Below are 19,781 nucleotides of genomic sequence, written 5' to 3' on the forward strand. Positions count from 1 at the left end.
ATGGCGCCGCTGCCATGCGTACGTATCCCGAGGGAGTGACCATCGTGCCCGAGCTGAGGTCCCGCACCGTTACCCATGGCCGCAACATGGCGGGCGCCCGCGCCCTGATGCGTGCGTCGGGCGTAGCGAGCGAGGACATCGGGAAGCCGATCATCGCGGTCGCCAACTCCTTCACCGAGTTCGTCCCCGGCCACACCCACCTGGCCCCCGTCGGCCGGATCGTCTCCGACGCCATCCGGGCCGCGGGCGCGATCCCGCGCGAGTTCAACACCATCGCGGTCGACGACGGCATCGCCATGGGCCACGCCGGCATGCTCTACTCCCTGCCCTCCCGCGACCTCATCGCGGACAGCGTGGAGTACATGGTCGAGGCCCACTGCGCCGACGCCCTGATCTGCATCTCCAACTGCGACAAGATCACCCCCGGCATGCTGATGGCCGCCATGCGCCTGAACATTCCGGTCGTCTTCGTCTCCGGCGGCCCGATGGAGGCCGGCCAGGCCACCCTCGTCGACGGCACCGTCCGCAAGCTCGACCTGATCGACGCCATGGTCGACGCCTCCAACGAGAACGTCTCGGACGCGGACATCCTGCGCATCGAGGAGAACGCCTGCCCCACCTGCGGCTCCTGCAGCGGCATGTTCACCGCCAACTCGATGAACTGCCTCGCCGAGGCCATCGGTCTGGCCCTCCCCGGCAACGGCTCGGTCCTCGCCACGCACACCGCCCGCCGCGCCCTTTACGAGGACGCCGGCCGCACGGTCGTCGAGATCACCAAGCGCCACTACGAGGACGGCGACGAGTCCGTCCTGCCGCGCAACATCGCCACCCGCCAGGCCTTCGAGAACGCCATGGCCCTCGACATCGCCATGGGCGGCTCCACCAACACGATCCTGCACCTGCTCGCCGCGGCGCAGGAGGCGGGCCTCGATTACGACCTCACCGACATCGACGAGGTGTCGCGGCGCGTCCCGTGCCTGGCCAAGGTCGCCCCGAACGTCGCCCCGGGCGGCACGTACTACATGGAGGACGTGCACCGCGCCGGCGGCATCCCCGCCATCCTCGGCGAGCTCTACCGCGGCGGCCTCCTCAACGAGGACGTGCACTCCGTCCACTCCACCTCGCTCGCCGAACACCTCAAGACCTGGGACGTGCGCGGCGGTTCCCCCTCCGCCGAGGCCGTCGAGCTGTGGCACGCCGCCCCCGGCTGCAAGCGCTCGGCGACCGCCTTCTCGCAGTCCGAGCGCTGGGCGTCCCTGGACGTCGACGCCGAGGGCGGCTGCATCCGCTCCGTCGAGCACGCCTACTCCAAGGACGGCGGCCTCGCGGTCCTCAAGGGCAACATCGCCGAGGACGGCTGCGTCGTGAAGACCGCCGGCGTCGACGAGTCCATCTGGACCTTCGAGGGCCCGGCCGTGGTCTGCGAATCGCAGGACGAGGCCGTCGACAAGATCCTCCGCAAGGAGATCAAGGAAGGCGACGTCGTCGTCATCCGCTACGAGGGCCCCAAGGGCGGTCCCGGCATGCAGGAGATGCTCTACCCGACGTCCTTCCTCAAGGGCCGCGGCCTGGGCAAGGCCTGCGCGCTGGTCACCGACGGCCGCTTCTCCGGCGGCACGTCCGGCCTCTCCATCGGCCACGCCTCGCCCGAGGCGGCCTCCGGCGGCACCATCGCCCTCGTCGAGGACGGCGACCGCATCCGCATCGACATCCCCAACCGCTCGATCGACCTGCTCGTCGACGACGCCACGCTGGCCGCCCGCCGCGAGGCCCTCGGCGGCGTCTACGAGCCCAAGCAGCGCGAACGCAAGGTCTCGGCGGCACTGCGGGCCTACGCGGCGATGGCCACCAGCGCGGACAAGGGCGCGGTGCGGGACGTGAGCAAGCTCGGCTGAGACGAGCCCGTACTACCAGCAGAGCCCCCACGCTGTGGGGGCTCTGCTCGTGCCGGACCCGCCCGGCACTCAGTCGCCGGGCGGACGGAAGGCGATGTCCCGTTTGGCGGCCGCGTCGATCTCCTCGACGGTCAGCAGCGGGGTCGCCTTCGACTCCAGCGCGCCGGAGGCGCGGACCGCCATGGAGACGGCGGCCATGGACAGGTGGTCGGGGAATTCGACGATGCAGTACAGATCGGTGTCCCCATAGGCGAAGTACATCGACTCCAGCGTGCCGCCACAGGAACCGACGACCTGTTCCACGGTGGCCCGCCGGCTGCTGCCACCCTCGCTGAGCAGCCCCTTTGTCCCCTGGGCCGTGTAATTCGCCTGGATCAGGTACTTCGGCATGCCGCTCTCCCGTACACCGGTGGTCCCGTGCCCCCTCATGGCCACTATGGATCGGTCCGGTGCGGCACCGGCCGTTATGTTCCGCCAATCGGATCGCCGTCCGCTTCCAGGAAGTCAGCCCCCTTCGGGTACGGGGCCCAAAGGTAAGGGGCGCCGCGCGGTCGTCCTCACTCCCCGACGGGGCAGCGCAATTCGGGAACGGAGCGGTTCGGGGAGCACGTCACCAGGGCCAGCGAGAGGAACGCCGGGCTTTCGAGGTAGAAGCCAAGGGACACATCACCACCCCATTCGAGTCGCTCGGAGGCTGAGCCGACGACCGCGGCCAGATGGATTGTGTCCCGGTGGACGTCGCAGCCGAAACGAGGGGCGTAGTCCGCCAATTGCTTTCCGAGCCAGACCGCTGCCTCTTTCGCTTCTTTCCATGTCCCGAGGACAGAACTCCGCGGTTTCATCAGCCAGTGTGCCGTTTCGATGGGCGGCAGATTGCTGCGCGGGAATTCCGCCACGACTTCCCGGTACCGCTCTTGTAACCGGTGACGTTCCCCGTCGCCCGGTCCCGCTGCCGGAGGTGGCTCAGTATGGGGAGGCCGCCGTAGCCCGTCGTCGTCGAAGTGTTGTTTCGGGCCTGCCCAGAGATACCCGTGGTGGTGCACAGTCGTCCCGTTCGGCTCGATGCGGTGAGGGGACCCGCCGATCCGGCCCCTCGATGAAGGGCCGGGGCCGGCGGGGCTGAGGAGCCGGTCAGGCCGGGAGCCCGAACCGCGCCGGGTCGAGACCGGCCGCGTCCAGTTCCGCCGTGGTGAATCGGAGGGGTTCCCTACCGGGTCGCTTGCTGTCGCCAACGGCCCAGGCATCCGGGCCGATTCGAGCGAGGGTGACGCAGGATTCCCCGTCCGGGTGGGTGTTGCCGCCGCATGCCGTGGTGAATGCGGCGCCATCGATGTCGAGCGCGTACAGGTCGGTTCCGTTCTGCATCGGTGTGCCTTCCTGATCGTCTGCCGGGTGCCGACCGTCTGTCGGCACGGATTTATCTTCGGCAGCGGTCGGCACCCGGCCTAGCCTGTTTCCTGTTCCCGCAAGAATTCGTCCCTGATGCGTTCGACCATGTCGCGCATTCCGTCGCCGGACAGGGCTATCTCCTCGAAACCTTGAAACTTTTGAACGTAGAGTTGGACGTCCCGTGGGTCGGTTACGGTCACCTTCGCGTGAATCGTTTCGACGGTCACCATGCGATCATCCCGGATGACGAAAGCGTGACTTGCTACGTCGTGTTGCTGTACTTCGAGGGGGACGACTCGTATATCCACATGAGACAGTCGCGAAAGGGAGACGATCCGGTCGAGCTGTGCGGCCATCATCTGCGGCGATACGATTCGCCACCGGAGAACCGGTTCCGTGATGATGAAGCGCAAAGACTTTGTGCCGTCGTAGAGAACGGCTTGCCGGTCGATTCTCCCGGCGATGGTGCGCGCCAGGGAGTCTTCGCTCAGGTCGTGACGCTGCAAAACAGCCTTGATGTATTCCGGCGTCTGGAGCAGCCCGGGAACCAGGGCGGGTTGGAAGAGTCGAAGTCTGGCCATCTGCGCTTCGAGCGCCTTGGTGGCCTGCTGCCCCTTGTGGAGGCCGACCCTCTTCAGCAGCCGCCAGGCGGTCACCTCGGTCGCGGCGGCGCGTGCCGCGTTCACGTACTCCGCTTTTATCTCATCCGATACGCCGATCGCGCTCAGGATGCGTTCGACGTCGGTCGGGCTGGGCGAAAGTTTCGCGTTCTCGATCTTGGAAAGTTTGGACGGCGACATGAGTGCGCTGCGGGCCACCGCCTTGGCCTCCTTCTTGGATGCCAAACGCAGTGCCCGCAGCGCGGCCCCGAGCTGTGCTCTGTTCACTCGCCGTGCTTGGCCCACCAGTCGGTGAAGGGCACCGCACGCGCAAGCGCCTCGTCCCGGTAACCGACGAACTCTGCCGCGCGGTCAGGTGGCAGTACATCCGCCCCGAGGAACGCGCCGTGATCGTCGTAGCGCATGGCGGCGGTGCTCTCCGCATCGAAGAGCCAGAAATCTGGGACGTCCGCCAGCGGGTTGGGTTGTTCGGTGACGTCGAGGATGAAGAACTCTTCCCCGCCGGTCATGTTCTTCTGATAGCCCCACCCGAGCTCGTACCTGAGATAGTCCGTCAGCGGGCGGGTCAGGATGTGTACGCGATAGATGCGCTTTCCCTGGCCCGTATGCGATTGAACCTCGCCCACCCATCGGGAGTTGTAGTCCTGCGGCTGCGGTTTCCCGGACAGGAATGTCCGGTAGGCATCGACATTCCCGGAGTTGCTGTAGTCGTCCAGGGTTTCCAGCCGGAACGCCTCTCGCTCGAACGTGCCGAAGAGATCGCCGAGGGTCTTAGATGAGCTCGTCACGGAAGGCCTTTCGGATGAGGTCAGTCGGGATCTCCACGAGCGTTTCGTGAGTGGGAATCCGTAAGCCGTGATTGGGTGGAGTTACCCCCTGTACCAGGAGCGTGTCGCGGTCCGTCGCGTACAGCGTCGGGCAGTCGTCCTCTTCGCACGTGCTGACCAGCTTGGTCACCTTCATGGCCACCGCTTTCCCTCTGCCGTGCCGCTGGTTCGCGGCGTTGTCTCGATGCTCCCGAGGCCGTGACGCAGGGGTCAAGGGATCTTGGTTGACGGAACGGGAAATCAAGGAACTGGCCCCCGCCGCGGTGGCGACGGGGGCCGGTCTTTGGGATTGGGGCGTCAGGCGCTGGGCAGTTCGCTGCCCTTGACGGCGGTAACGAAGGTTGCCCAGGAGGCCGCGCGGAAGACGAGCGCGGGGCCGTGGGGGTTCTTGCTGTCGCGGACGGGGACGAGGGCGGGGTGGTTGTCGGCTATCTCGATGCACTGGCCGCCGTCCGGGTTGCTGTAGCTGGACTTGCGCCACGTGGCGGCCATGAGGAAGTCGTCGGAGACCTCGATGCAGGCGCCGCCGTCCTGGTTGCTGTAGCTGCTCTTGCGCCAGGTGACGGTGCTCAGGTCGATGGTTCGCACGGCACTTCCTCCAACGTCTGGTTGATGAACTTCCGTGAGTCGGCCGGGCTCAACGCCAGGTCCCGCACCGCATCGTACGCGCGTTGCAGACGCTCAACTGGTTCCGATTCCTGGACGAGTTCGCCCGAATATCCGGTCTCCACCCATGCCACGGTGGGGCCGCCCGGGAGCCGCAGGAGCATGGTGTCGGTGTTCGACAGGGCGTGCAGCCCGACCTTGTACCGCACGACCTGAACGGTGACGTTCGGTTGCTCCCCCATGGCCATGAGGTGCTCAAGCTGCTGCCGCCACTCGCTGGCGTCGCCCAGCGGCGTGCGCAGGACGGCTTCGGACAGGATGGTGCGGAACTGCGCCGCGCCTTCTGCGTGCAGTACGTCGCGGCGCCCTATGCGCGCATCCACCTGCCGTGTCAGTGCGTCGCCGCTGATGCCACCTGCTGTGAGCAGGGCCCGTGCGTAGCCCTCCGTCTGGAGCAGCCCGTGAACGGTGCTGACTCCGTAGTGGCAGAGGCTCGCCGCTTCGGACTCCAGAAGCGTGTACCGCCGGTACCGCTCCTTGAACTGCGTAGGATCCGCCGCCGCCAACTCCCAGAGCGCCAACAGCAATCCAGGCGTCCCGTAGTGCTGATCGAGCGCTTCGGCGACCTCCGGGCCTCCGATCGTCTGCCCGCGTTCCATCTTTCCGAACAGGGACGCGTCCCAGCCCAGCGCCGTGCCGAGCTGCCGCAGGCTCTCCCCGCGCTGTGTGCGCAGTAATCGCAGCTCCTCTGCGAATCGTCGGCGCGGGTCCGTACTTCGTCCGGTGACGATGCTTCTCGGCGGCATGGGGCCCCTCCAGGGAAGGTGCGGAACTAGCTACCCAGGGCGAGGAACTACGCCCCGCAATTGGCGGGTTGCGCCCTTTCGCCGGTCCATCCTCGTAATGGCCGGACCACTCACGGTAGTCAGCGGCCGGCGCGCGACGCAGGGAAACGACAACCGGGAGCGGCATCAAATGACCACAGAACCCCACAGTGAAGCGCAGGCGGCCTGCGGCGAACTGGCCGCCGCACTCCGGCAGGTCGGCATCGTGCTGCCGTCGCTCGGCGTCGACCCGGTCTGGCTGAGCCATGTACAGCCCCGCGCGCTGGTCGAGTTGGGGCGCTGCAACGTGGAGACGGCCCACCGGCTGAGCGCCGTGCTCCGGAAGGCGGCGGAGCGGTGAGTGGGCGGCGGCTCGTACGGGCCCTGCTCGTGCGGCTCTTCCCCGCGTACGGGAAGCATCGAGGGGCCACCGCCGTACCGGCCCCGGAGCCCGCCCCGGGGTCCCGGCACCGTCGGCGGCTGCCGCGGCACAGGAGTCCGTACGCGCGCGATGCGGCCGAGGGGAGGCTGTTCGTGGACACCCCGCGGCTCGTACGGCCGTACATCCTGGCGCCGTACGTGTCACCGGCCTGCCACATCGGGACGCATGCGACCTGCGACAAAGGGACGCCGGAGCCCGAGATCACCTCGGCCCCCGGCGTCCACTGGGAGGTCTGCGCCTGTCCCTGCCATGAGGAGGATCCCGGCGCCTTCGTCGGCGTCGGCGGACAATGGGGCGCGTGGCCCCTTACGGCAGCGGGCTGACCGCGGTGCCGGGTGTCACCAGCGGGCGGGGTCCTTCGTCTGCGCGGCGAAGACCGTGCCGTCGGGCGCCGACGCGAAGATCCGGCCGTGGCGGGCGTCCACCACCGGAGCGGGCAGGGAATCCAGGTAGCCGTTGCGCCGGTCGGCCGCCAGGCGGGGTGGGGTCTGGCCGAGCAGCGTGCCGGTGCGGGTGTCGACGGCCAGCAGGCGGCCGTCCGGTGCGGTGAAGTAGAGCCGGTCGCCGCTCAGTACGGGCGTCGAGGCGCGGCTGACCGACGTCTCGGTGCTCCACTTCCGTGCGCCGACGGCCTGCAGGGAGCCGCCCTCGGCGAGGACGTAGACCGTCTCGCCGTGGACCGCGGCCGTCACGAGGCCGTCGAGCGGGCTGTCCAGCGGGATACGGCGCGGGCGGTCGGTGCGCGGGTCGCAGCGGACGACGGCCGTGGTGGTCATGGGCCGCATGGGGTCGGCGGCGGTGAAATAGAGGGCGCCGGAGGCGCCGACACCGGCGGGGGTCAGCGAGCCGGGCAGGCGTCGCGCCCAGCGGACCGCGCCGTCCTTCAGGTCGATCGCGGTGATCTGGGTGTCCTTGCTGTCGGCGGTGAGGCCGACGGCGTAGGCGGTGTGCGGGTCGCCGTAGGAGAAGAACGTCGCCGGGGTGTGCGCGGGGTAGCGCTTGCGCCAGCTCTGCCGGTGGGTGGTGCTGTCCAGCGCGGTCACCGTGCCGTCGCCGGCGGACAGCAGCACCCGGTCGCCGATGACGGCCGCCACCTCGTATCCGGCCAGGTCCTGGCTCCAGCGCGTGGCGCCCTTCCCCTCGGCCGACGGGTCGAGCGCCTCCAGCCGCTTGCCGTCGGCCGTCCAGACGTACAGCAGCCCGCCGGACAGCACCGGTGCCCTCGGCGGTGAGTCGGTGCGGGGCGCGGCCTTGGCGTCGCGGCGCCAGGACGCCCGCCCGGTGGCGGCATCGAAGCGGCCGACCCGCAGTCCGGGCAGCGAGCAGAAGACCGCACCCGAGCCGGCCGCGCAGAACGGCAGCTCGGAGCGGTGGCCGGGGGAACGCTGGACGACCGTGGTGTGCCAGGGGCGGATCACGGCCTCGGCCTGCGGCGGGCGGGTCTGGAGGCCGGAGTCGTCGCCGGACGACAGGGCCCGTACGCCCGCGAAGACACCGGACCCGGCGATCAGCAGCGCCACCGCCGCCCATACCGGCCAGCGGCGCGACGTTTCTGCGGCGCCGCCTGCTTCCCTTCCGGCGCTTCCGGCCCGTCCGGTCCGTGTGCCCCGTCCGTTCCCTCCGTTCCCTCCGTCCGCTCCGGTCTCCTCGGGCGGGTCCAATGGCAGGGCCGTGCGGGCGCGGACATGGGTGGTCTCGGCGGGGGACGGTGCGGAGGCGGCGCCCGTCGGCTGCCGCTGGGCCGGTATGCGCGGGGACGGGGCGACCGGCCGGTGTGCGGGCGCCGTGGACACCGTGGGGACCGGGGGCAGGCCGAGGTCCAGTTCCGTATGGGTCTCGGTGTGCAGCAGCTCCATCAGCTCGCCGGGCGTCGGCCGGTCCGCCGGATCCTTCGCCAGGCAGCTCTCGATCAGCGGCGCCAGTTCCTCGGGCACCCCCGTCAGATCCGCCTCGTCGTGCACGACCTGATACGCCACCAGATACGGGCTGTCCGAGTCGAACGGCCCGCTACCGGTGGCGGCATGCACCAGCACCGAACCCAGCGCGAACACATCCGCCGCCGGCCCCACTTCGCGCGGCCGCTGGAACTGCTCGGGCGCCATGAACGGCGGAGTGCCGATCAACTTGCCGGTCTCGGTGCGCATTTCGCTGTCCGACGGCCGGGAAATGCCGAAGTCGATGACTTTCGGACCGTCGGCGGCCAGCAGCACATTCGACGGCTTCAGATCGCGGTGGACGACCCCGGCGCGGTGGATGTCACGCAGCGCCTCGGCGAGCCCCGCGGCCAGCTTCCGTACCTCGTTGGGCGCCAGCGGCCCATTCCGTTTCACATGGTCGGAAAGGGTGGGGCCGGGAATGTGGAGGGTCGCCATCCAGGGCCGTTCGGCATCCGGATCGGCATCCACGACGGGCGCCGTAAAAGCCCCGCTGACCCGGCGCGCGGCCGCCACCTCCTGCCGGAACCGCGCCCGGAACTCCGAGTCCTGGGCGAACTCGGCGTGAATGACCTTGACCGCGAGCGACAACCCGGAAGACGAGCGCGCCACATGCACCACGCCCATACCGCCGGAGCCCAGCCGTGCCTCCAGGCGATATTGACCGGCGTATTCCGGACGCTCCGCTTCCGGGTCGCCCCCGGAATTACGCAGCGGCGGCATTGTTCCACCCCCGTGTCCTACCCATGCAATTCGGTCGCAGGTGCGACGCGCGGAGCCTAGTCGATGACACGTACGAGATGAACGAGGCTTGCTAGCGTGCGCGTTGCGTGTCCGAAAATGCGCCAGCGCCACGGGCATCGATGGATCGCGTACGCATCACATACCCGCCACATATCAATCACACGAAAGTCACATACGGGGGAACGCGAAATGACCACTGAGGATCATCGGCACTTCCCGGACCTGGACGCGCTCGTCGGGGATCTGGACTCCGACCTGGGCTCCGGCCCGGCGTCCGGCGTGGGGTCCGAGAAGGAAACCGCCCCGGATTCCGACGCGCCCGTCGCCCTGGCCGCCGCCACTCGCCGCACCTACCAGGTCGCCCCGGGGCAGCAGCTCAAGGTCCGCAGCGGCCCCTCGACCGCCGCCTCGGTCGTCCGGAAGCTGGCGGGCGGCGCCTGGATCCAGATCCAGTGCCAGCGACGCGGCCAGCGGATCACCGGCCCCTACGGCACCACGGACATCTGGGACAACATCGGACCCGGCCAGTACGTCTCCGACGCCTACGTCCGGACGGGCAGCAGCGGCCCGGTCGCGCCGCGCTGCACCAGCTGAGCCGCGCCGCACCGGCAGCGCCAGCCGATCCGCGCCGCGCAGCCGCACCGGCCGACGGTGACCGGCCGCCGGGGATAATCGATGCCATGAGCGAAGCGCACACGGCACCCGGCGGCCCGGAGCGGGACGGCGGCGCGGCCACCGGCGGCCCGCAGCCCGAGGACATCCGCTTCTTCGGCACCACCTGGGTCCACCACGACGGCGGCTACGCCCTGCGCCGCGCCGCCGTCGCGGTGGGCTCGCTCGCGCTCGCCGCCCTCGGCGCGCTCATCCTGCGCTTCGCCTTCCAGGGTCTGGAATTCGGCAACGTCGGCCCGCTCGTCACCGTCCTCGTCGTCGCCGGTTTCGCCGTGTGCAGCGCCCTGGCCTTCCGCCGCACCTGGGACGGCTTCGTCCGGCGCCCCGATCCGTCCTCGGCGAGCGCCGCCGACAAGTCCGCCCAGAGCCTGATGCTCATCGGCTTCCTCGGCTCGCTCCTGGCCTATTTCTGCCGCAGCCTCGTCGAAGCCCCGGGCGAGAAGCTGCGCCGCGCCGAGTACGCGGCGGCCCGCGAGCGCCACGAGCGACGGCGGAACGCCCGCACCGGCAACCCGGCCTCGAAGAAGCCGCGGCCGAAGGGGAAGGAGCGCGGCTAGGGCGCTTCTGACGGATCTCCGCGGCACGTACCGAAACGATGGCTGAACTCCGCGGCCCTGAGCGATCGTTGCGCGGGCAGGATGGCCGTATGCCAAAACAGCCCCAACAGTCACAACAGCCGCAGCCGCAGCCGCAGCCGCAGCCGCAGCCGCAGCCGCAGCCGCAGCCGCAGCCGCCCGCCCACGCCGCCCGCGCCCGCTCCTTCGACGCGGTGGCCGCCCAGTACGCGGCATCCCGCCCCGGCTATCCCCCCGAACTCTTCGACGCGATCGAGGAACGCTCCGGCCGCTCCCTCAAGGGCGCCCGGGCCCTGGACGTCGGCGCCGGAACCGGAATCGCCACCGCGCTGCTCGCCGCCCGCGGCGCCCAGGTCACCGCCGTCGAACCCGGCGCCGGGATGGCCGCCCAGCTGCGCGCCGACCTCCCCACCACCCCGCTGGTCCGGGCGAGCGGCGACGCCCTGCCGTTCGCCGACGCCGCCTTCGACCTCGTCTGCTACGCCCAGGCCTGGCACTGGACCGACCCGGCCCGCTCGGTCCCGGAGGCGATGCGGGTGCTGCGGCCCGGTGGCGCGCTCGCCCTGTGGTGGAACACCCCGTACCGGGAGACCGGCTGGGCCGCCGACCAGGACGCCCGGCTCGCCCGGCGGCTGCCCGGCTACGACCGCCACCGCATCACCGACGACCCCGACACCCTGTTCCGCCGACACGGCCTGCGGCCCGCGTTCCGGGCGGCGGACTGGACCCGGCCGGTGCCCCTCGACACCCACCTCTTGATGCTCGGCAGCCACTCGCAGTTCGCCGTCCTCGCCCCCGCAACCGCCGCCGCCGTCCTGGAGGACGAACGGGCCGCCCTTCTGGACGTCTTCCCGGACGGCATCGTCCGGGAGCGGTACGGGGTCGACCTCACCGTCACACGCCGCCCGGCGGGGCCGTCCTGAGGAGCGGCAAAGGGACAACGGGGAAGCGCCTCAGAACGTCCGGTCCGGCTTGCCCTTCCCGTACAGCCAGACGTCGAAGAGATCCGTCAGGTCCTTGTTGCTCCGCTCCTGGCAGAAGGCGATGAAGTCCGCCGCGTCGGCATTGCCGTAGCGGTACTTGGCGGGCCACTCCTTGAGGATGTCGAAGAACGCCTTGTCGCCGACGACGTTCCGCAGCTGCTGGAGCAGCATGGCGCCGCGGTCGTAGACGGGGTCACCGGTGACGTTCTCGGGCTTGCCGGGCTTGCCGGGCGGGAACTCCCAGAGCGAGTCCTCCTTGCCGTTCTTGTACAGCGCGTCGAACCGCTGCTGGGGGGTCTTGCCGCCCTCGCGTTCTTCCCACAGCCACTCGGTGTAGGTCGCGAAGCTCTCGTTGAGCCAGGCGTCCTGCCAGGTCTTCGGCGTGACCGAGTCGCCGAACCACTGGTGGGCCATCTCGTGCACCACGGTCACGGTGTCCGGCGCCCCCGCGTAGATCGGCTTGGTCTGGCTCTCCAGGGCCGTCCAGTCGATGCGTGCCGGGGTGTTGTCGACGATCGCGCCCGCGGAACGGAAGGGATACGGGCCGAACAGCTTCTGCTCCCACTTGATGATCTCCGGCAGCCGGCTCAGCGGTTTCCTGCTGTCGGCTTCCTCCGCCGGGTCCACCGCCTCGTACAGCGGCAGCCCGTCGGGCGTGCGGTCCACGGTGAAGCGGAAGTGCCCGATGCCGGCGGTCGCCAGATAGCTGGCCATCGGCTCGCCGTTGTGCCAGACGAAGGTGGTCCGCCCCTTGGCGGTCCTCTGCGACCGCAGCTCCCCGTTGGCGACGGCCGTGTAGCCCTTCGGCACGGTGATCGCGAAGTCGTAAGTGGCCTTGTCGCTGGGGTGGTTGTTGCCCGGGAACCAGGACATGGACCCCTCGGGCTCCCCGGCGACGAAGGCGCCGTCGGGGGTCTTGACCCACCCCTCCTTCGACTCGTCCGGGTCCGTCATCTCCTGCGGGGTCCCGCTGTAGGCGACGGTGGTACGGAACGTCGTGCCCTTCCTGAGCCCGGTGGCCGGCGTGACCCTCAGCTTGTGCCCCTTGCGGGAGAAGTCGGCGTCCTCGCCGCCGACCTTCACACCGGACACCTTCAGCCCCTGCAGATCGAGGGTGAACGACCGCAGGTTCTGCGTGGCCTTGGCGGTGATGCGGGCGGTCGCGTCCAGATACTGCTTCTTCACGTCGTAGTCGAGGGTGAGCCCGTAGTGGGTGACCTGGTAGCCGCCGTTGCCCAGTGCCGGGAAGAGCGGGTCGCCGACCCCGCTGGAGCCCGCCGTTCCCTTGAAGGCCGCCGACCCTCCCGTACAGGAGGACAGCAGCAGGGCGACGGACAGCGCTGCGGTCGCACCGCAGTAGCGCAGGGGCCGGCGGGTCGTCACAGCACTCCTAGGGTCGGAGATCGGGTTGGTGATCAACAAGTTCCCCGACCCTACGGCGGTTTCCGCCGGAACGCCGATCCTTTCCGTTTAGCGGATGTTATGGAGTGATGCGTTCCGCCCCGGGCGGCGCTGCTCGGACCAGTTGCCGAGCGCGGCCGCACAGGCGTGGTCGAGGTGCCGCAGCCCGGACAGATCCAACTCGATCTCCCGGTCCCGGGGCAGCGCCTCCAACTGGTCGAGCAGCTTCGGCAGCCGCAGGAAGGTGGCATGCCCGATCGCCCGTACGCGCAGGGGCCGCCCGGAGGGGGGAGTCTCCCCGGTGTCCTCCATCCCCGCGATCTCCAGGTGTACGTGCGAGGTCTCCCACGCCGACTTGGCGACCGCCATCAGCAGCCCCAGGAGCACCCCCTCGAACATGTTGGTGGCCACGATCGCCAGCGCCGTCGCCGCGAGCACCACGGCCTCGCCCCGGTGCTCGCGCCACAGCGGGCGCAGCTCGCGCACCGGAATCAGCTTCCAGCCCGCATGCACCAGGACGCCCGCCAGCGCCGCGACCGGCACCACCTCCAGGGCCGCCGGAAACGCCGCCGCGAACACCAGCAGCCAGACGCCGTGCAGCACCCGCGAGGCCTTGGTCCGCGCGCCCGCCCGCACATTGGCGGCGCTCCGTACGATCACCGCGGTCATCGGCAGCGCGCCGAGCAGCCCGCACACCGCATTGCCCGCGCCCTGCGCCATCAGCTCCTTGTCGTACTTGGTGCGCGGCCCGTCGTGCAGCCGGTCCACCGCGGCCGCGCTGAACAGCGATTCGGCCGACGCGATCAGCGCGAACGCGAGCACCGTGCCCAGCGCGCCGACGATCGCCCCCGCCTCCGCCAGCCGCGCGAAGTCCGCGCCGCCCGGCGGTTGTACGGCCTCCAGCAGGCCCTGCACTTCGACCCGTGCCACCGGCAGTTCCAGGACGAACACGGCGGCCGTCGCCAGCACCACCGCCACCAGCGGAGCGGGCAGCACCTCCGCCGCCCGCCGCCAGCGCGGCCAGAGCAGCAGCACACAGATGGTCCCCACGCCCACCGCCAGCGCCGCCAGCCCCGGTCCGGACCCGGCGGTCTCGGCCGCGAGCTCCGGCAGCCCGGCCACATTGGCCGGCCCGTTCCCCGGCGCCTTGGCATCCATCAGGGCGTACACCTGACTGGCGATCAGCACCAGTCCGATCCCCGCCAGCATGCCCTGCACCACCGCGACGGAAATGGCCCGGAACCACCGCCCGAGCCGCAGCGCCCCCATGGCCAGCTGCAGCACTCCGGCCGCCAGCACCAGCGCCCCCAGCGCGCCGAGCCCGTACTCCTGCACGGCCTCGTAGACCAGCACGGTCAGCCCGGCGGCCGGCCCGCTGACCTGGAGACTGCTGCCGGGCAGCAGCCCTGTGAGCAGCCCCCCGACGATCCCGGTGAGCAGCCCCAGCTCGGCCGGCACCCCGGACGCGACGGCCACCCCGACGCACAGCGGGACGGCGACCAGAAAGACGACGAGCGACGCGGTGAAGTCGGCCCGCCAGGTGGAGCGCAGCCGCGGGGACATCCGCGGGGACGCGTCCGGGGACGGCCGCGGGGACCTGCGGGTGGACAGGCGCGCGGATATGCGCGCCGAGAGACGCGGGAACATCTGCCGGGATTTCTGCATGAGAGTGCCTCCAGCGTGACGAGATGCGGTGGCGCGCGACGCGGCGGCGCGCAACCGGGCGCGCGCCATGTGGCGCCATGAAGGTGACGGCTGGATCCGTCGGAATGCATGGGCGGGGGAGGCCCTGGAGATGCGCTCGGCGCGTGACTCTCAGCAGCGGAACACGTGGTGCTGGACCGGCAGTTCGCTGGATCTCGACAAGGGGACGGCCTGCCGGCCGGTCAGCGGGACGGACCCGGGCAGGCCGTCGGGGTGCCGTACGGGGGAGGCGGTCGACAGGGGCGTGGACAGCGGCGGCGGTGCGGACACCGCGGCCGCCGACCGCCCGCCACGGCGTGGCCGGTAGCGGTCGGCGGCGGCCTCCGGAGGGTCATGGGAATCCGGCGTCGCAGGGGTGGCGGCCGCGGCACCGGGGCCGGACCCGCCGGCCGCCGTCCGCGCGGCCGCAGCCCTCGCCTCGTACGCCTCGCCGTACCCGCCCCAGGCGCCGACCGGAAGAACGAGGACCACGGCCACGAGAGCCGCGACGACCAACAGGAACCGGCCGGGATCGCGGCCACGAAAACGACTGCCGGCCATCATCGCCCCTTCCCGTTCCGGCGCGTTCCGGCGCGTTTCGGTGTGGCTGGACAGTGCCCTCCATTGTGTCCAAGAGGACACGTCCCGTCGCAACTCGGCATGTAACCGCCGTGTAAACCCGGAACTGCCGAAAAGGAACGATCAGCTCCGATCGCTCCGGCGCCCGCCGGCGTGCAATACCGACCGCAAAGCGCCCTACGGCAGGGAAGACCGGGCCCGCAACCGCTTGACGCGCGCCTCGCCCCTCAGGATTATTCATCGCGTGATGAATTTCAGGAATCGCTCCCGCGCCCCCGCCGCTCCCTCCGGCGCGGACCCGGCCGTCCACGCCCACCACCTCACCGTCGTACGAGGCGGCCGCACCGTCCTCGACGACCTGTCCTTCGCCATCCCCCGCGGCCGGATCACCGGCCTCCTCGGCCCCTCCGGCTGCGGCAAATCCACCCTGATGCGCGCCGTCGTCGGCACCCAGGCCCACGTCACCGGCACCCTCGACGTCCTAGGCCGGCCCGCCGGCCACCCCCGCCTGCGCCCCCGCATCGGCTACGTCACCCAGGACCCCGCCGTATACGACGACCTCACCGTCCGCCAGAACCTCGACTACTTCGCCGCCGTACTCCACCCCGGCCGCGCCGCCCGCGCCGAACGCCGCGCCACCGTCACCCGCGCCATCGAGGACGTCGACCTCACCCGCCACGCCGACGCCCTGGCCGGCCGCCTCTCCGGCGGCCAGCGCAGCCGCGTCTCCCTCGCGGTGGCCCTCCTCGGCGCCCCCGAACTCCTCGTCCTCGACGAGCCCACCGTCGGCCTCGACCCCGTCCTCCGCCGCGACATGTGGAACCTCTTCCACACCCTCGCCACCGCCCGCGCCGCCACCCTCCTCGTCTCCTCCCACGTCATGGACGAGGCCGAGCGCTGCCACCGCCTCCTGCTGATGCGCGAGGGCCGCATCCTGGCCGGCGGCACCTCCCCGGCGGACTCCGGGGGAGAGACCCCCGCCGCCCTCCGCGAACGCACCGGCTCCGCCACCGTCGAGGCCGCCTTCCTCCACCTCGTCGACGAGGCCGAGGCCGCCGCCCGGCGACCGGGAACCACCCCCAAGGAGTCGGCCCGATGACCACCACCGCACCCCACCCCACCAGGACCCGGCCGCTCTCCCCGTCCCGCACCCTCGCCACCGCCGCCCGGGTCCTGAAACAACTGGGCCACGACCCCCGCACCCTCGCGCTGCTCCTCGTCGTCCCCTGCGCGATGATCACCCTGCTCCGCTACGTCTTCGACGCCCGCCCGGAGACCTTCAACACCATCGGCGCCTCCCTCCTCGGCATCTTCCCGATGATCACGATGTTCCTGGTGACCTCCATCGCCACCCTCCGCGAACGCACCTCGGGCACCCTGGAACGCCTGCTCGCCCTGCCCCTGGGCAAGGCCGACCTGATCAGCGGCTACGCCCTCGCCTTCGGCCTCCTGGCCGTCCTCCAGTCCGCCCTGGCCACCGCCCTGTCCGTCTGGCTGCTCGGCCTCGACGTCACCGGCTCCCCCTGGCTGCTCCTCCTGGTGGCCGTCCTCGACGCCCTCCTGGGCACGGCCCTCGGCCTCTTCGTCTCGGCCTTCGCCGCCTCCGAGTTCCAGGCCGTCCAGTTCATGCCCGCCGTCCTGATGCCCCAGCTCCTGCTCTGCGGCCTCTTCACCCCGCGCAGCACCATGCAACCGGCCCTGGAAGCCCTCTCCGACGTCCTCCCCATGTCCTACGCCGTGGACGGCATGAACGAAGTCCTCCACCACCCCGACATCACCACCGGCTTCGTCCACGACACCCTCGTCGTCACCGGCTGCGCCCTCCTCGTCCTCGTTCTCGGCGCCGCCACCCTCCGCCGCCGCACGAACTGACGCGTCCGGCCCTCGATACGCCCCGGCACCTCGCGCCCCCAGGTGCGAGGATGACGGCGTAACCGATCAGGCACCACCGGCGAGGTGAACCGCAGCATGACCCAGAAGGTCGCCGTACTCGGCACCGGCAAAATCGGCGAAGCCCTCCTCAGCGGAATGATCCGAGGCGGCTGGGCACCCTCCGACCTCCTGGTCACCGCTCGCCGCCAGGAACGCGCCAAGGCGCTCCACGACCGCTACGGCGTCGAGGCCGTCAGCAACCCCGAGGCCGCCGAGGCCGCCGACACCCTGATCCTCACGGTCAAGCCCCAGGACATGGGCACGCTGCTCACCGAGCTCGCCCCGCACATCCCCGCCGGCCGCCTCGTCATCAGCGGCGCAGCCGGTATCCCCACCTCGTACTTCGAGGAACGGCTGGCCACCGGCACCCCCGTCGTACGGGTCATGACGAATACCCCCGCCCTCGTCGACGAGGCCATGTCCGTCATCTCCGCCGGCACCCACGCCACGGCCGGCCACCTCACCCTCGCCGAGGAGATCTTCTCCACCGTCGGCAAGACCCTGCGCGTCCCCGAGAGCCAGCAGGACGCCGCCACGGCCCTCTCCGGCTCCGGCCCGGCCTACTTCTACTTCCTCGTCGAGGCCATGACCGACGCCGGCATCCTCCTCGGCCTCCCCCGCGACAAGGCCCACGACCTGATCGTCCAGGCCGCCATCGGCGCCGCCGTCATGCTCCGCGACAGCGGCGAACACCCCGTCACCCTCCGCGAGAACGTCACGTCCCCGGCCGGCACGACCATCAACGCCATCCGCGAGCTCGAGAACCACGGTGTCCGCGCCGCCATGCTCTCGGCCCTCGAAGCCGCCCGCGACCGCAGCCGCGAACTGGCCTCGGGCAACGCCTGACATACGGCGGGGCGCCGCACCGCGCGCGCCCCGCCCGTACCCGCCTACGCCAGCAGCCCCACGGCCCGATACGCCGCATCCACCCGCGGCCGCGCCATCGAACGGGCCCGCTCGGCCCCGCTGCGCAACACGGAATCGACATGGCTCGCATCCGCCGACAGCGCGGCATGCCGCTCCCGCACCGGCCGCAACACCTCCACGACCGCGTCCGCCGTGTCCTTCTTCAAGGCCCCGTACGAGCCGTACGCCCCCGCCAGCTCCACCGGATCCCCACCCGTACAAGCGGCCAGCACATCCAACAAATTGGCCACCCCCGGCCGCGCCTCCGGCTCGTACGCCACCTCACTTCCCCCGTCCGTCACCGCCCGCATCACTTTCTTCCGCACCACATCCGGCTCATCCAGCACATAAACAACCCCCGTCTTCCGCTCCTGCCCCGACTTCCCCATCTTCGACGTCGGATCCTGAAGATCCATCACCCGCGCCGCCACCTTCGGCAGGGTCGCCTTGGGTACCACGAACGTCGGCCCGTACCGGTTGTTGAACCGCACCGCCAGATCCCGCGTCAGCTCCACATGCTGAGCCTGGTCCGCCCCCACCGGCACCTCCTGCGTCCCGTACGCCAGGATGTCCGCCGCCATCAACGCCGGATATGTCAGCAACGACAGCCGCACGCTCTCCCCCCGAGCCGCCCCCTGCGCCGCCTTCTCCTTGTACTGCACCATCCGCCGCATCTCGCCGTCGGAAGCCGTGCACTCCATCAGATACGACAGCCGCGCATGCTCATCCACATGGCTCTGCACGAACACCGTGCACCGCTCCGGATCCAGCCCCGCCGCCAGCAACAACGTCGCCGCCTGCCGAGTCAGCCGCCGCACCCGCCCCGGATCGTGCTCCACGGTCAACGCATGCAGATCGACCACACAGAACAACGCGTCGCCCCGCCGCTGATCCACCTCGACCCAGCGCCGCATTGCGCCCAGGTAGTTCCCCAACGTCAGATGCCCCGTCGGCTGCACCCCACTGAAGATCCGTGGTCCCGCAGCGCCCAAAGCCCGCTCACCCAGCATCCATCTCTCCCTTACGTCGTCGATACGCCCAGGGACCGCCGCCCGCACCGGCCGGCTACGAGATGGAGATACGCGAACGGCCGCCGAAGCGGCGGCCGTGGTCATGCATGCGCAAATGGTCGGCCGCCGTCAGGCGGGCCACCACAGCTGTACGAGCGCATGCGTAGTCATGCACCCCAAAGTACCGCCACAACCCGCACCCCGCACGGGTTTGAAGCACCTCAACCCCTCGTGTAGTGTTCTCCGAGTTGCCACGGAGCCAGCAGGCCCCGGGCAGCCATCCCGCCGCTTCGCGGCACACCACTACTGCACGGCCCCTCACCGGGAACGATTTCGGCATGCCGGAATTCGGACCGGGACTCGATTATGAGTCACCGAGGAATTCCGCTAAAGTAGTGACCCCGACAGGGAATCGGAACTGAATTCGAACCGGAAACGGAACGAAATCGGATCTGATACAGTCGGAAAGGCCGAAAAGCGAAAGCGAAGCGGCCGAACCCCGCTCCAACAGGGGGCCGGAGACGGAAACGGATCTGGTAAGGTTGGAAACGCGAAGAAGCCGAAAGGCCGAAACGCACCGGCGAAAATCGGAGCCGCAAGGATCTGATAGAGTCGGAAACGCAAGACCGAAGGGAAGCGCCCGGAGAGCCTGGTGAAACAGGCACAAAGGAAGCGTCCGTTCCTTGAGAACTCAACAGCGTGCCAAAAGTCAACGCCAGATATGTTGATACCCCGTCGACCGGAAACTTCCGGGAGATG

At 70.2% G+C, this 19,781-nt stretch carries 22 protein-coding genes; 9 read left to right on the plus strand and 13 right to left on the minus strand.

Annotation, left to right across the window (positions count from 1 at the left end; translation table 11 throughout):
- Window positions 1-44 precede the first annotated feature (44 nt).
- Window positions 45-1,895, plus strand: a complete 1,851-nt coding sequence (gene ilvD / locus ACIGWZ_RS33965; RefSeq protein WP_400070862.1) for a dihydroxy-acid dehydratase — start codon at window positions 45-47, stop codon at window positions 1,893-1,895.
- Between the two features lie 69 nt (window positions 1,896-1,964).
- Here ilvD and ACIGWZ_RS33970 read toward each other — a convergent pair whose 3' ends face one another.
- The 8 genes from ACIGWZ_RS33970 to ACIGWZ_RS34005 all read right to left on the minus strand — a co-directional run bounded on the left by ACIGWZ_RS33970 (window position 1,965) and on the right by ACIGWZ_RS34005 (window position 6,143).
- Window positions 1,965-2,285, minus strand: coding sequence for a GYD domain-containing protein (locus ACIGWZ_RS33970; protein ID WP_400070864.1), 321 nt, complete (start codon window positions 2,283-2,285; stop codon window positions 1,965-1,967).
- Window positions 2,286-2,452: 167 nt separating this feature from the next.
- The gene (locus ACIGWZ_RS33975) at window positions 2,453-2,938 is read right to left on the minus strand and encodes a hypothetical protein (RefSeq protein ID WP_400070866.1); all 486 of its coding nucleotides are present in this window, start codon (window positions 2,936-2,938) and stop codon (window positions 2,453-2,455) included.
- Window positions 2,939-3,026: 88 nt separating this feature from the next.
- On the minus strand, window positions 3,027-3,260 hold the full coding sequence (locus ACIGWZ_RS33980) for a DUF397 domain-containing protein (protein WP_400070868.1): 234 nt from the start codon (window positions 3,258-3,260) through the stop codon (window positions 3,027-3,029).
- An 80-nt stretch (window positions 3,261-3,340) separates the two neighbouring features.
- The gene (locus ACIGWZ_RS33985; RefSeq protein ID WP_400070870.1) at window positions 3,341-4,171 is read right to left on the minus strand and encodes a helix-turn-helix domain-containing protein; all 831 of its coding nucleotides are present in this window, start codon (window positions 4,169-4,171) and stop codon (window positions 3,341-3,343) included.
- On the minus strand, window positions 4,168-4,692 hold the full coding sequence (locus ACIGWZ_RS33990) for a DUF6879 family protein (protein WP_400070872.1): 525 nt from the start codon (window positions 4,690-4,692) through the stop codon (window positions 4,168-4,170). Before ACIGWZ_RS33990 ends, ACIGWZ_RS33985 begins: the two co-directional genes overlap by 4 nt.
- Window positions 4,676-4,867 carry a hypothetical protein gene (locus ACIGWZ_RS33995; protein ID WP_400070873.1) on the minus strand — a complete coding sequence of 64 codons (192 nt, stop codon included), beginning with the start codon at window positions 4,865-4,867 and terminating at the stop codon, window positions 4,676-4,678. The genes ACIGWZ_RS33990 and ACIGWZ_RS33995 overlap by 17 nt, the downstream gene beginning before the upstream one ends.
- Window positions 4,868-5,028: 161 nt before the next feature.
- Window positions 5,029-5,319 carry a DUF397 domain-containing protein gene (locus ACIGWZ_RS34000; RefSeq protein WP_400070875.1) on the minus strand — a complete coding sequence of 97 codons (291 nt, stop codon included), beginning with the start codon at window positions 5,317-5,319 and terminating at the stop codon, window positions 5,029-5,031.
- Window positions 5,301-6,143, minus strand: coding sequence for a helix-turn-helix domain-containing protein (locus ACIGWZ_RS34005; RefSeq protein ID WP_400070876.1), 843 nt, complete (start codon window positions 6,141-6,143; stop codon window positions 5,301-5,303). Before ACIGWZ_RS34005 ends, ACIGWZ_RS34000 begins: the two co-directional genes overlap by 19 nt.
- A 169-nt stretch (window positions 6,144-6,312) precedes the next feature.
- On the opposite strand from ACIGWZ_RS34005, the gene ACIGWZ_RS34010 reads away from it, so the two are divergent.
- Complete coding sequence (locus ACIGWZ_RS34010; protein WP_400070878.1) at window positions 6,313-6,522, plus strand: hypothetical protein; 210 nt, start codon at window positions 6,313-6,315, stop codon at window positions 6,520-6,522.
- Window positions 6,519-6,926: a hypothetical protein gene (locus ACIGWZ_RS34015; RefSeq protein ID WP_400070880.1), complete on the plus strand. Its 408-nt coding sequence runs from the start codon at window positions 6,519-6,521 to the stop codon at window positions 6,924-6,926. Before ACIGWZ_RS34010 ends, ACIGWZ_RS34015 begins: the two co-directional genes overlap by 4 nt.
- A 15-nt stretch (window positions 6,927-6,941) precedes the next feature.
- Here ACIGWZ_RS34015 and ACIGWZ_RS34020 read toward each other — a convergent pair whose 3' ends face one another.
- On the minus strand, window positions 6,942-9,260 hold the full coding sequence (locus ACIGWZ_RS34020; protein WP_400070882.1) for a PQQ-binding-like beta-propeller repeat protein: 2,319 nt from the start codon (window positions 9,258-9,260) through the stop codon (window positions 6,942-6,944).
- 210 nt (window positions 9,261-9,470) lie between these two features.
- Between ACIGWZ_RS34020 and ACIGWZ_RS34025 the strand changes: the two genes are divergently transcribed.
- The 3 genes from ACIGWZ_RS34025 (at window position 9,471) to ACIGWZ_RS34035 (ending at window position 11,451) form a co-directional block, all read left to right on the plus strand.
- Window positions 9,471-9,875, plus strand: coding sequence for a hypothetical protein (locus ACIGWZ_RS34025; protein ID WP_400070884.1), 405 nt, complete (start codon window positions 9,471-9,473; stop codon window positions 9,873-9,875).
- A gap of 86 nt (window positions 9,876-9,961) precedes the next feature.
- Window positions 9,962-10,510, plus strand: a complete 549-nt coding sequence (locus tag ACIGWZ_RS34030; protein ID WP_400070886.1) for a hypothetical protein — start codon at window positions 9,962-9,964, stop codon at window positions 10,508-10,510.
- 89 nt (window positions 10,511-10,599) lie between these two features.
- Complete coding sequence (locus ACIGWZ_RS34035) at window positions 10,600-11,451, plus strand: class I SAM-dependent methyltransferase (RefSeq protein WP_400070887.1); 852 nt, start codon at window positions 10,600-10,602, stop codon at window positions 11,449-11,451.
- 30 nt (window positions 11,452-11,481) lie between these two features.
- Here ACIGWZ_RS34035 and ACIGWZ_RS34040 read toward each other — a convergent pair whose 3' ends face one another.
- From ACIGWZ_RS34040 to ACIGWZ_RS34050, 3 genes are all read right to left on the minus strand, one after another.
- Window positions 11,482-12,894: a M1 family metallopeptidase gene (locus tag ACIGWZ_RS34040; RefSeq protein WP_400070888.1), complete on the minus strand. Its 1,413-nt coding sequence runs from the start codon at window positions 12,892-12,894 to the stop codon at window positions 11,482-11,484.
- Window positions 12,895-12,981: 87 nt separating this feature from the next.
- Window positions 12,982-14,475 (minus strand): SulP family inorganic anion transporter, encoded by a 1,494-nt coding sequence (locus tag ACIGWZ_RS34045; RefSeq protein ID WP_400070927.1) that lies wholly within the window; start codon window positions 14,473-14,475, stop codon window positions 12,982-12,984.
- Window positions 14,476-14,727: 252 nt separating this feature from the next.
- Window positions 14,728-15,156: a hypothetical protein gene (locus ACIGWZ_RS34050; protein WP_400070890.1), complete on the minus strand. Its 429-nt coding sequence runs from the start codon at window positions 15,154-15,156 to the stop codon at window positions 14,728-14,730.
- 265 nt (window positions 15,157-15,421) lie between these two features.
- Here ACIGWZ_RS34050 and ACIGWZ_RS34055 point away from each other — a divergent pair, with 265 nt between their 5' ends.
- From ACIGWZ_RS34055 to proC, 3 genes are all read left to right on the plus strand, one after another.
- Window positions 15,422-16,273 (plus strand): ABC transporter ATP-binding protein, encoded by an 852-nt coding sequence (locus ACIGWZ_RS34055; RefSeq protein WP_400070891.1) that lies wholly within the window; start codon window positions 15,422-15,424, stop codon window positions 16,271-16,273.
- The gene (locus ACIGWZ_RS34060; RefSeq protein ID WP_400070893.1) at window positions 16,270-17,046 is read left to right on the plus strand and encodes an ABC transporter permease; all 777 of its coding nucleotides are present in this window, start codon (window positions 16,270-16,272) and stop codon (window positions 17,044-17,046) included. The genes ACIGWZ_RS34055 and ACIGWZ_RS34060 overlap by 4 nt, the downstream gene beginning before the upstream one ends.
- Before the next feature lie 96 nt (window positions 17,047-17,142).
- Window positions 17,143-17,952: a pyrroline-5-carboxylate reductase gene (gene proC / locus ACIGWZ_RS34065; RefSeq protein ID WP_400070895.1), complete on the plus strand. Its 810-nt coding sequence runs from the start codon at window positions 17,143-17,145 to the stop codon at window positions 17,950-17,952.
- Between the two features lie 44 nt (window positions 17,953-17,996).
- On the opposite strand, the gene trpS is transcribed toward proC, so the two are convergent.
- Window positions 17,997-19,022 (minus strand): tryptophan--tRNA ligase, encoded by a 1,026-nt coding sequence (gene trpS, locus ACIGWZ_RS34070; protein ID WP_400070897.1) that lies wholly within the window; start codon window positions 19,020-19,022, stop codon window positions 17,997-17,999.
- Window positions 19,023-19,781: the final 759 nt, after the last annotated feature.

It is taken from the genome of Streptomyces sp. NPDC053427 (assembly GCF_044544985.1).
Lineage (GTDB): Bacteria > Actinomycetota > Actinomycetes > Streptomycetales > Streptomycetaceae > Streptomyces.

Excerpts from the sequence above, each read along its gene's own strand:
- ACIGWZ_RS33970 (WP_400070864.1), bottom strand. The coding sequence starts at position 2,285 with ATGCCGAAGTACCTGATCCAGGCGAATTACACGGCCCAGGGGACAAAG.
- ACIGWZ_RS33980 (WP_400070868.1), bottom strand. The coding sequence starts at position 3,260 with ATGCAGAACGGAACCGACCTGTACGCGCTCGACATCGATGGCGCCGCA.
- ACIGWZ_RS33995 (WP_400070873.1), bottom strand. The coding sequence starts at position 4,867 with ATGAAGGTGACCAAGCTGGTCAGCACGTGCGAAGAGGACGACTGCCCG.
- ACIGWZ_RS34005 (WP_400070876.1), bottom strand. The coding sequence starts at position 6,143 with ATGCCGCCGAGAAGCATCGTCACCGGACGAAGTACGGACCCGCGCCGA.
- ACIGWZ_RS34010 (WP_400070878.1), top strand. The coding sequence starts at position 6,313 with ATGACCACAGAACCCCACAGTGAAGCGCAGGCGGCCTGCGGCGAACTG.
- ACIGWZ_RS34020 (WP_400070882.1), bottom strand. The coding sequence starts at position 9,260 with ATGCCGCCGCTGCGTAATTCCGGGGGCGACCCGGAAGCGGAGCGTCCG.
- ACIGWZ_RS34025 (WP_400070884.1), top strand. The coding sequence starts at position 9,471 with ATGACCACTGAGGATCATCGGCACTTCCCGGACCTGGACGCGCTCGTC.
- ACIGWZ_RS34030 (WP_400070886.1), top strand. The coding sequence starts at position 9,962 with ATGAGCGAAGCGCACACGGCACCCGGCGGCCCGGAGCGGGACGGCGGC.
- ACIGWZ_RS34035 (WP_400070887.1), top strand. The coding sequence starts at position 10,600 with ATGCCAAAACAGCCCCAACAGTCACAACAGCCGCAGCCGCAGCCGCAG.
- ACIGWZ_RS34045 (WP_400070927.1), bottom strand. The coding sequence starts at position 14,475 with ATGTCCCCGCGGCTGCGCTCCACCTGGCGGGCCGACTTCACCGCGTCG.
- ACIGWZ_RS34050 (WP_400070890.1), bottom strand. The coding sequence starts at position 15,156 with ATGGCCGGCAGTCGTTTTCGTGGCCGCGATCCCGGCCGGTTCCTGTTG.
- ACIGWZ_RS34055 (WP_400070891.1), top strand. The coding sequence starts at position 15,422 with ATGAATTTCAGGAATCGCTCCCGCGCCCCCGCCGCTCCCTCCGGCGCG.
- ACIGWZ_RS34060 (WP_400070893.1), top strand. The coding sequence starts at position 16,270 with ATGACCACCACCGCACCCCACCCCACCAGGACCCGGCCGCTCTCCCCG.
- proC (WP_400070895.1), top strand. The coding sequence starts at position 17,143 with ATGACCCAGAAGGTCGCCGTACTCGGCACCGGCAAAATCGGCGAAGCC.
- trpS (WP_400070897.1), bottom strand. The coding sequence starts at position 19,022 with ATGCTGGGTGAGCGGGCTTTGGGCGCTGCGGGACCACGGATCTTCAGT.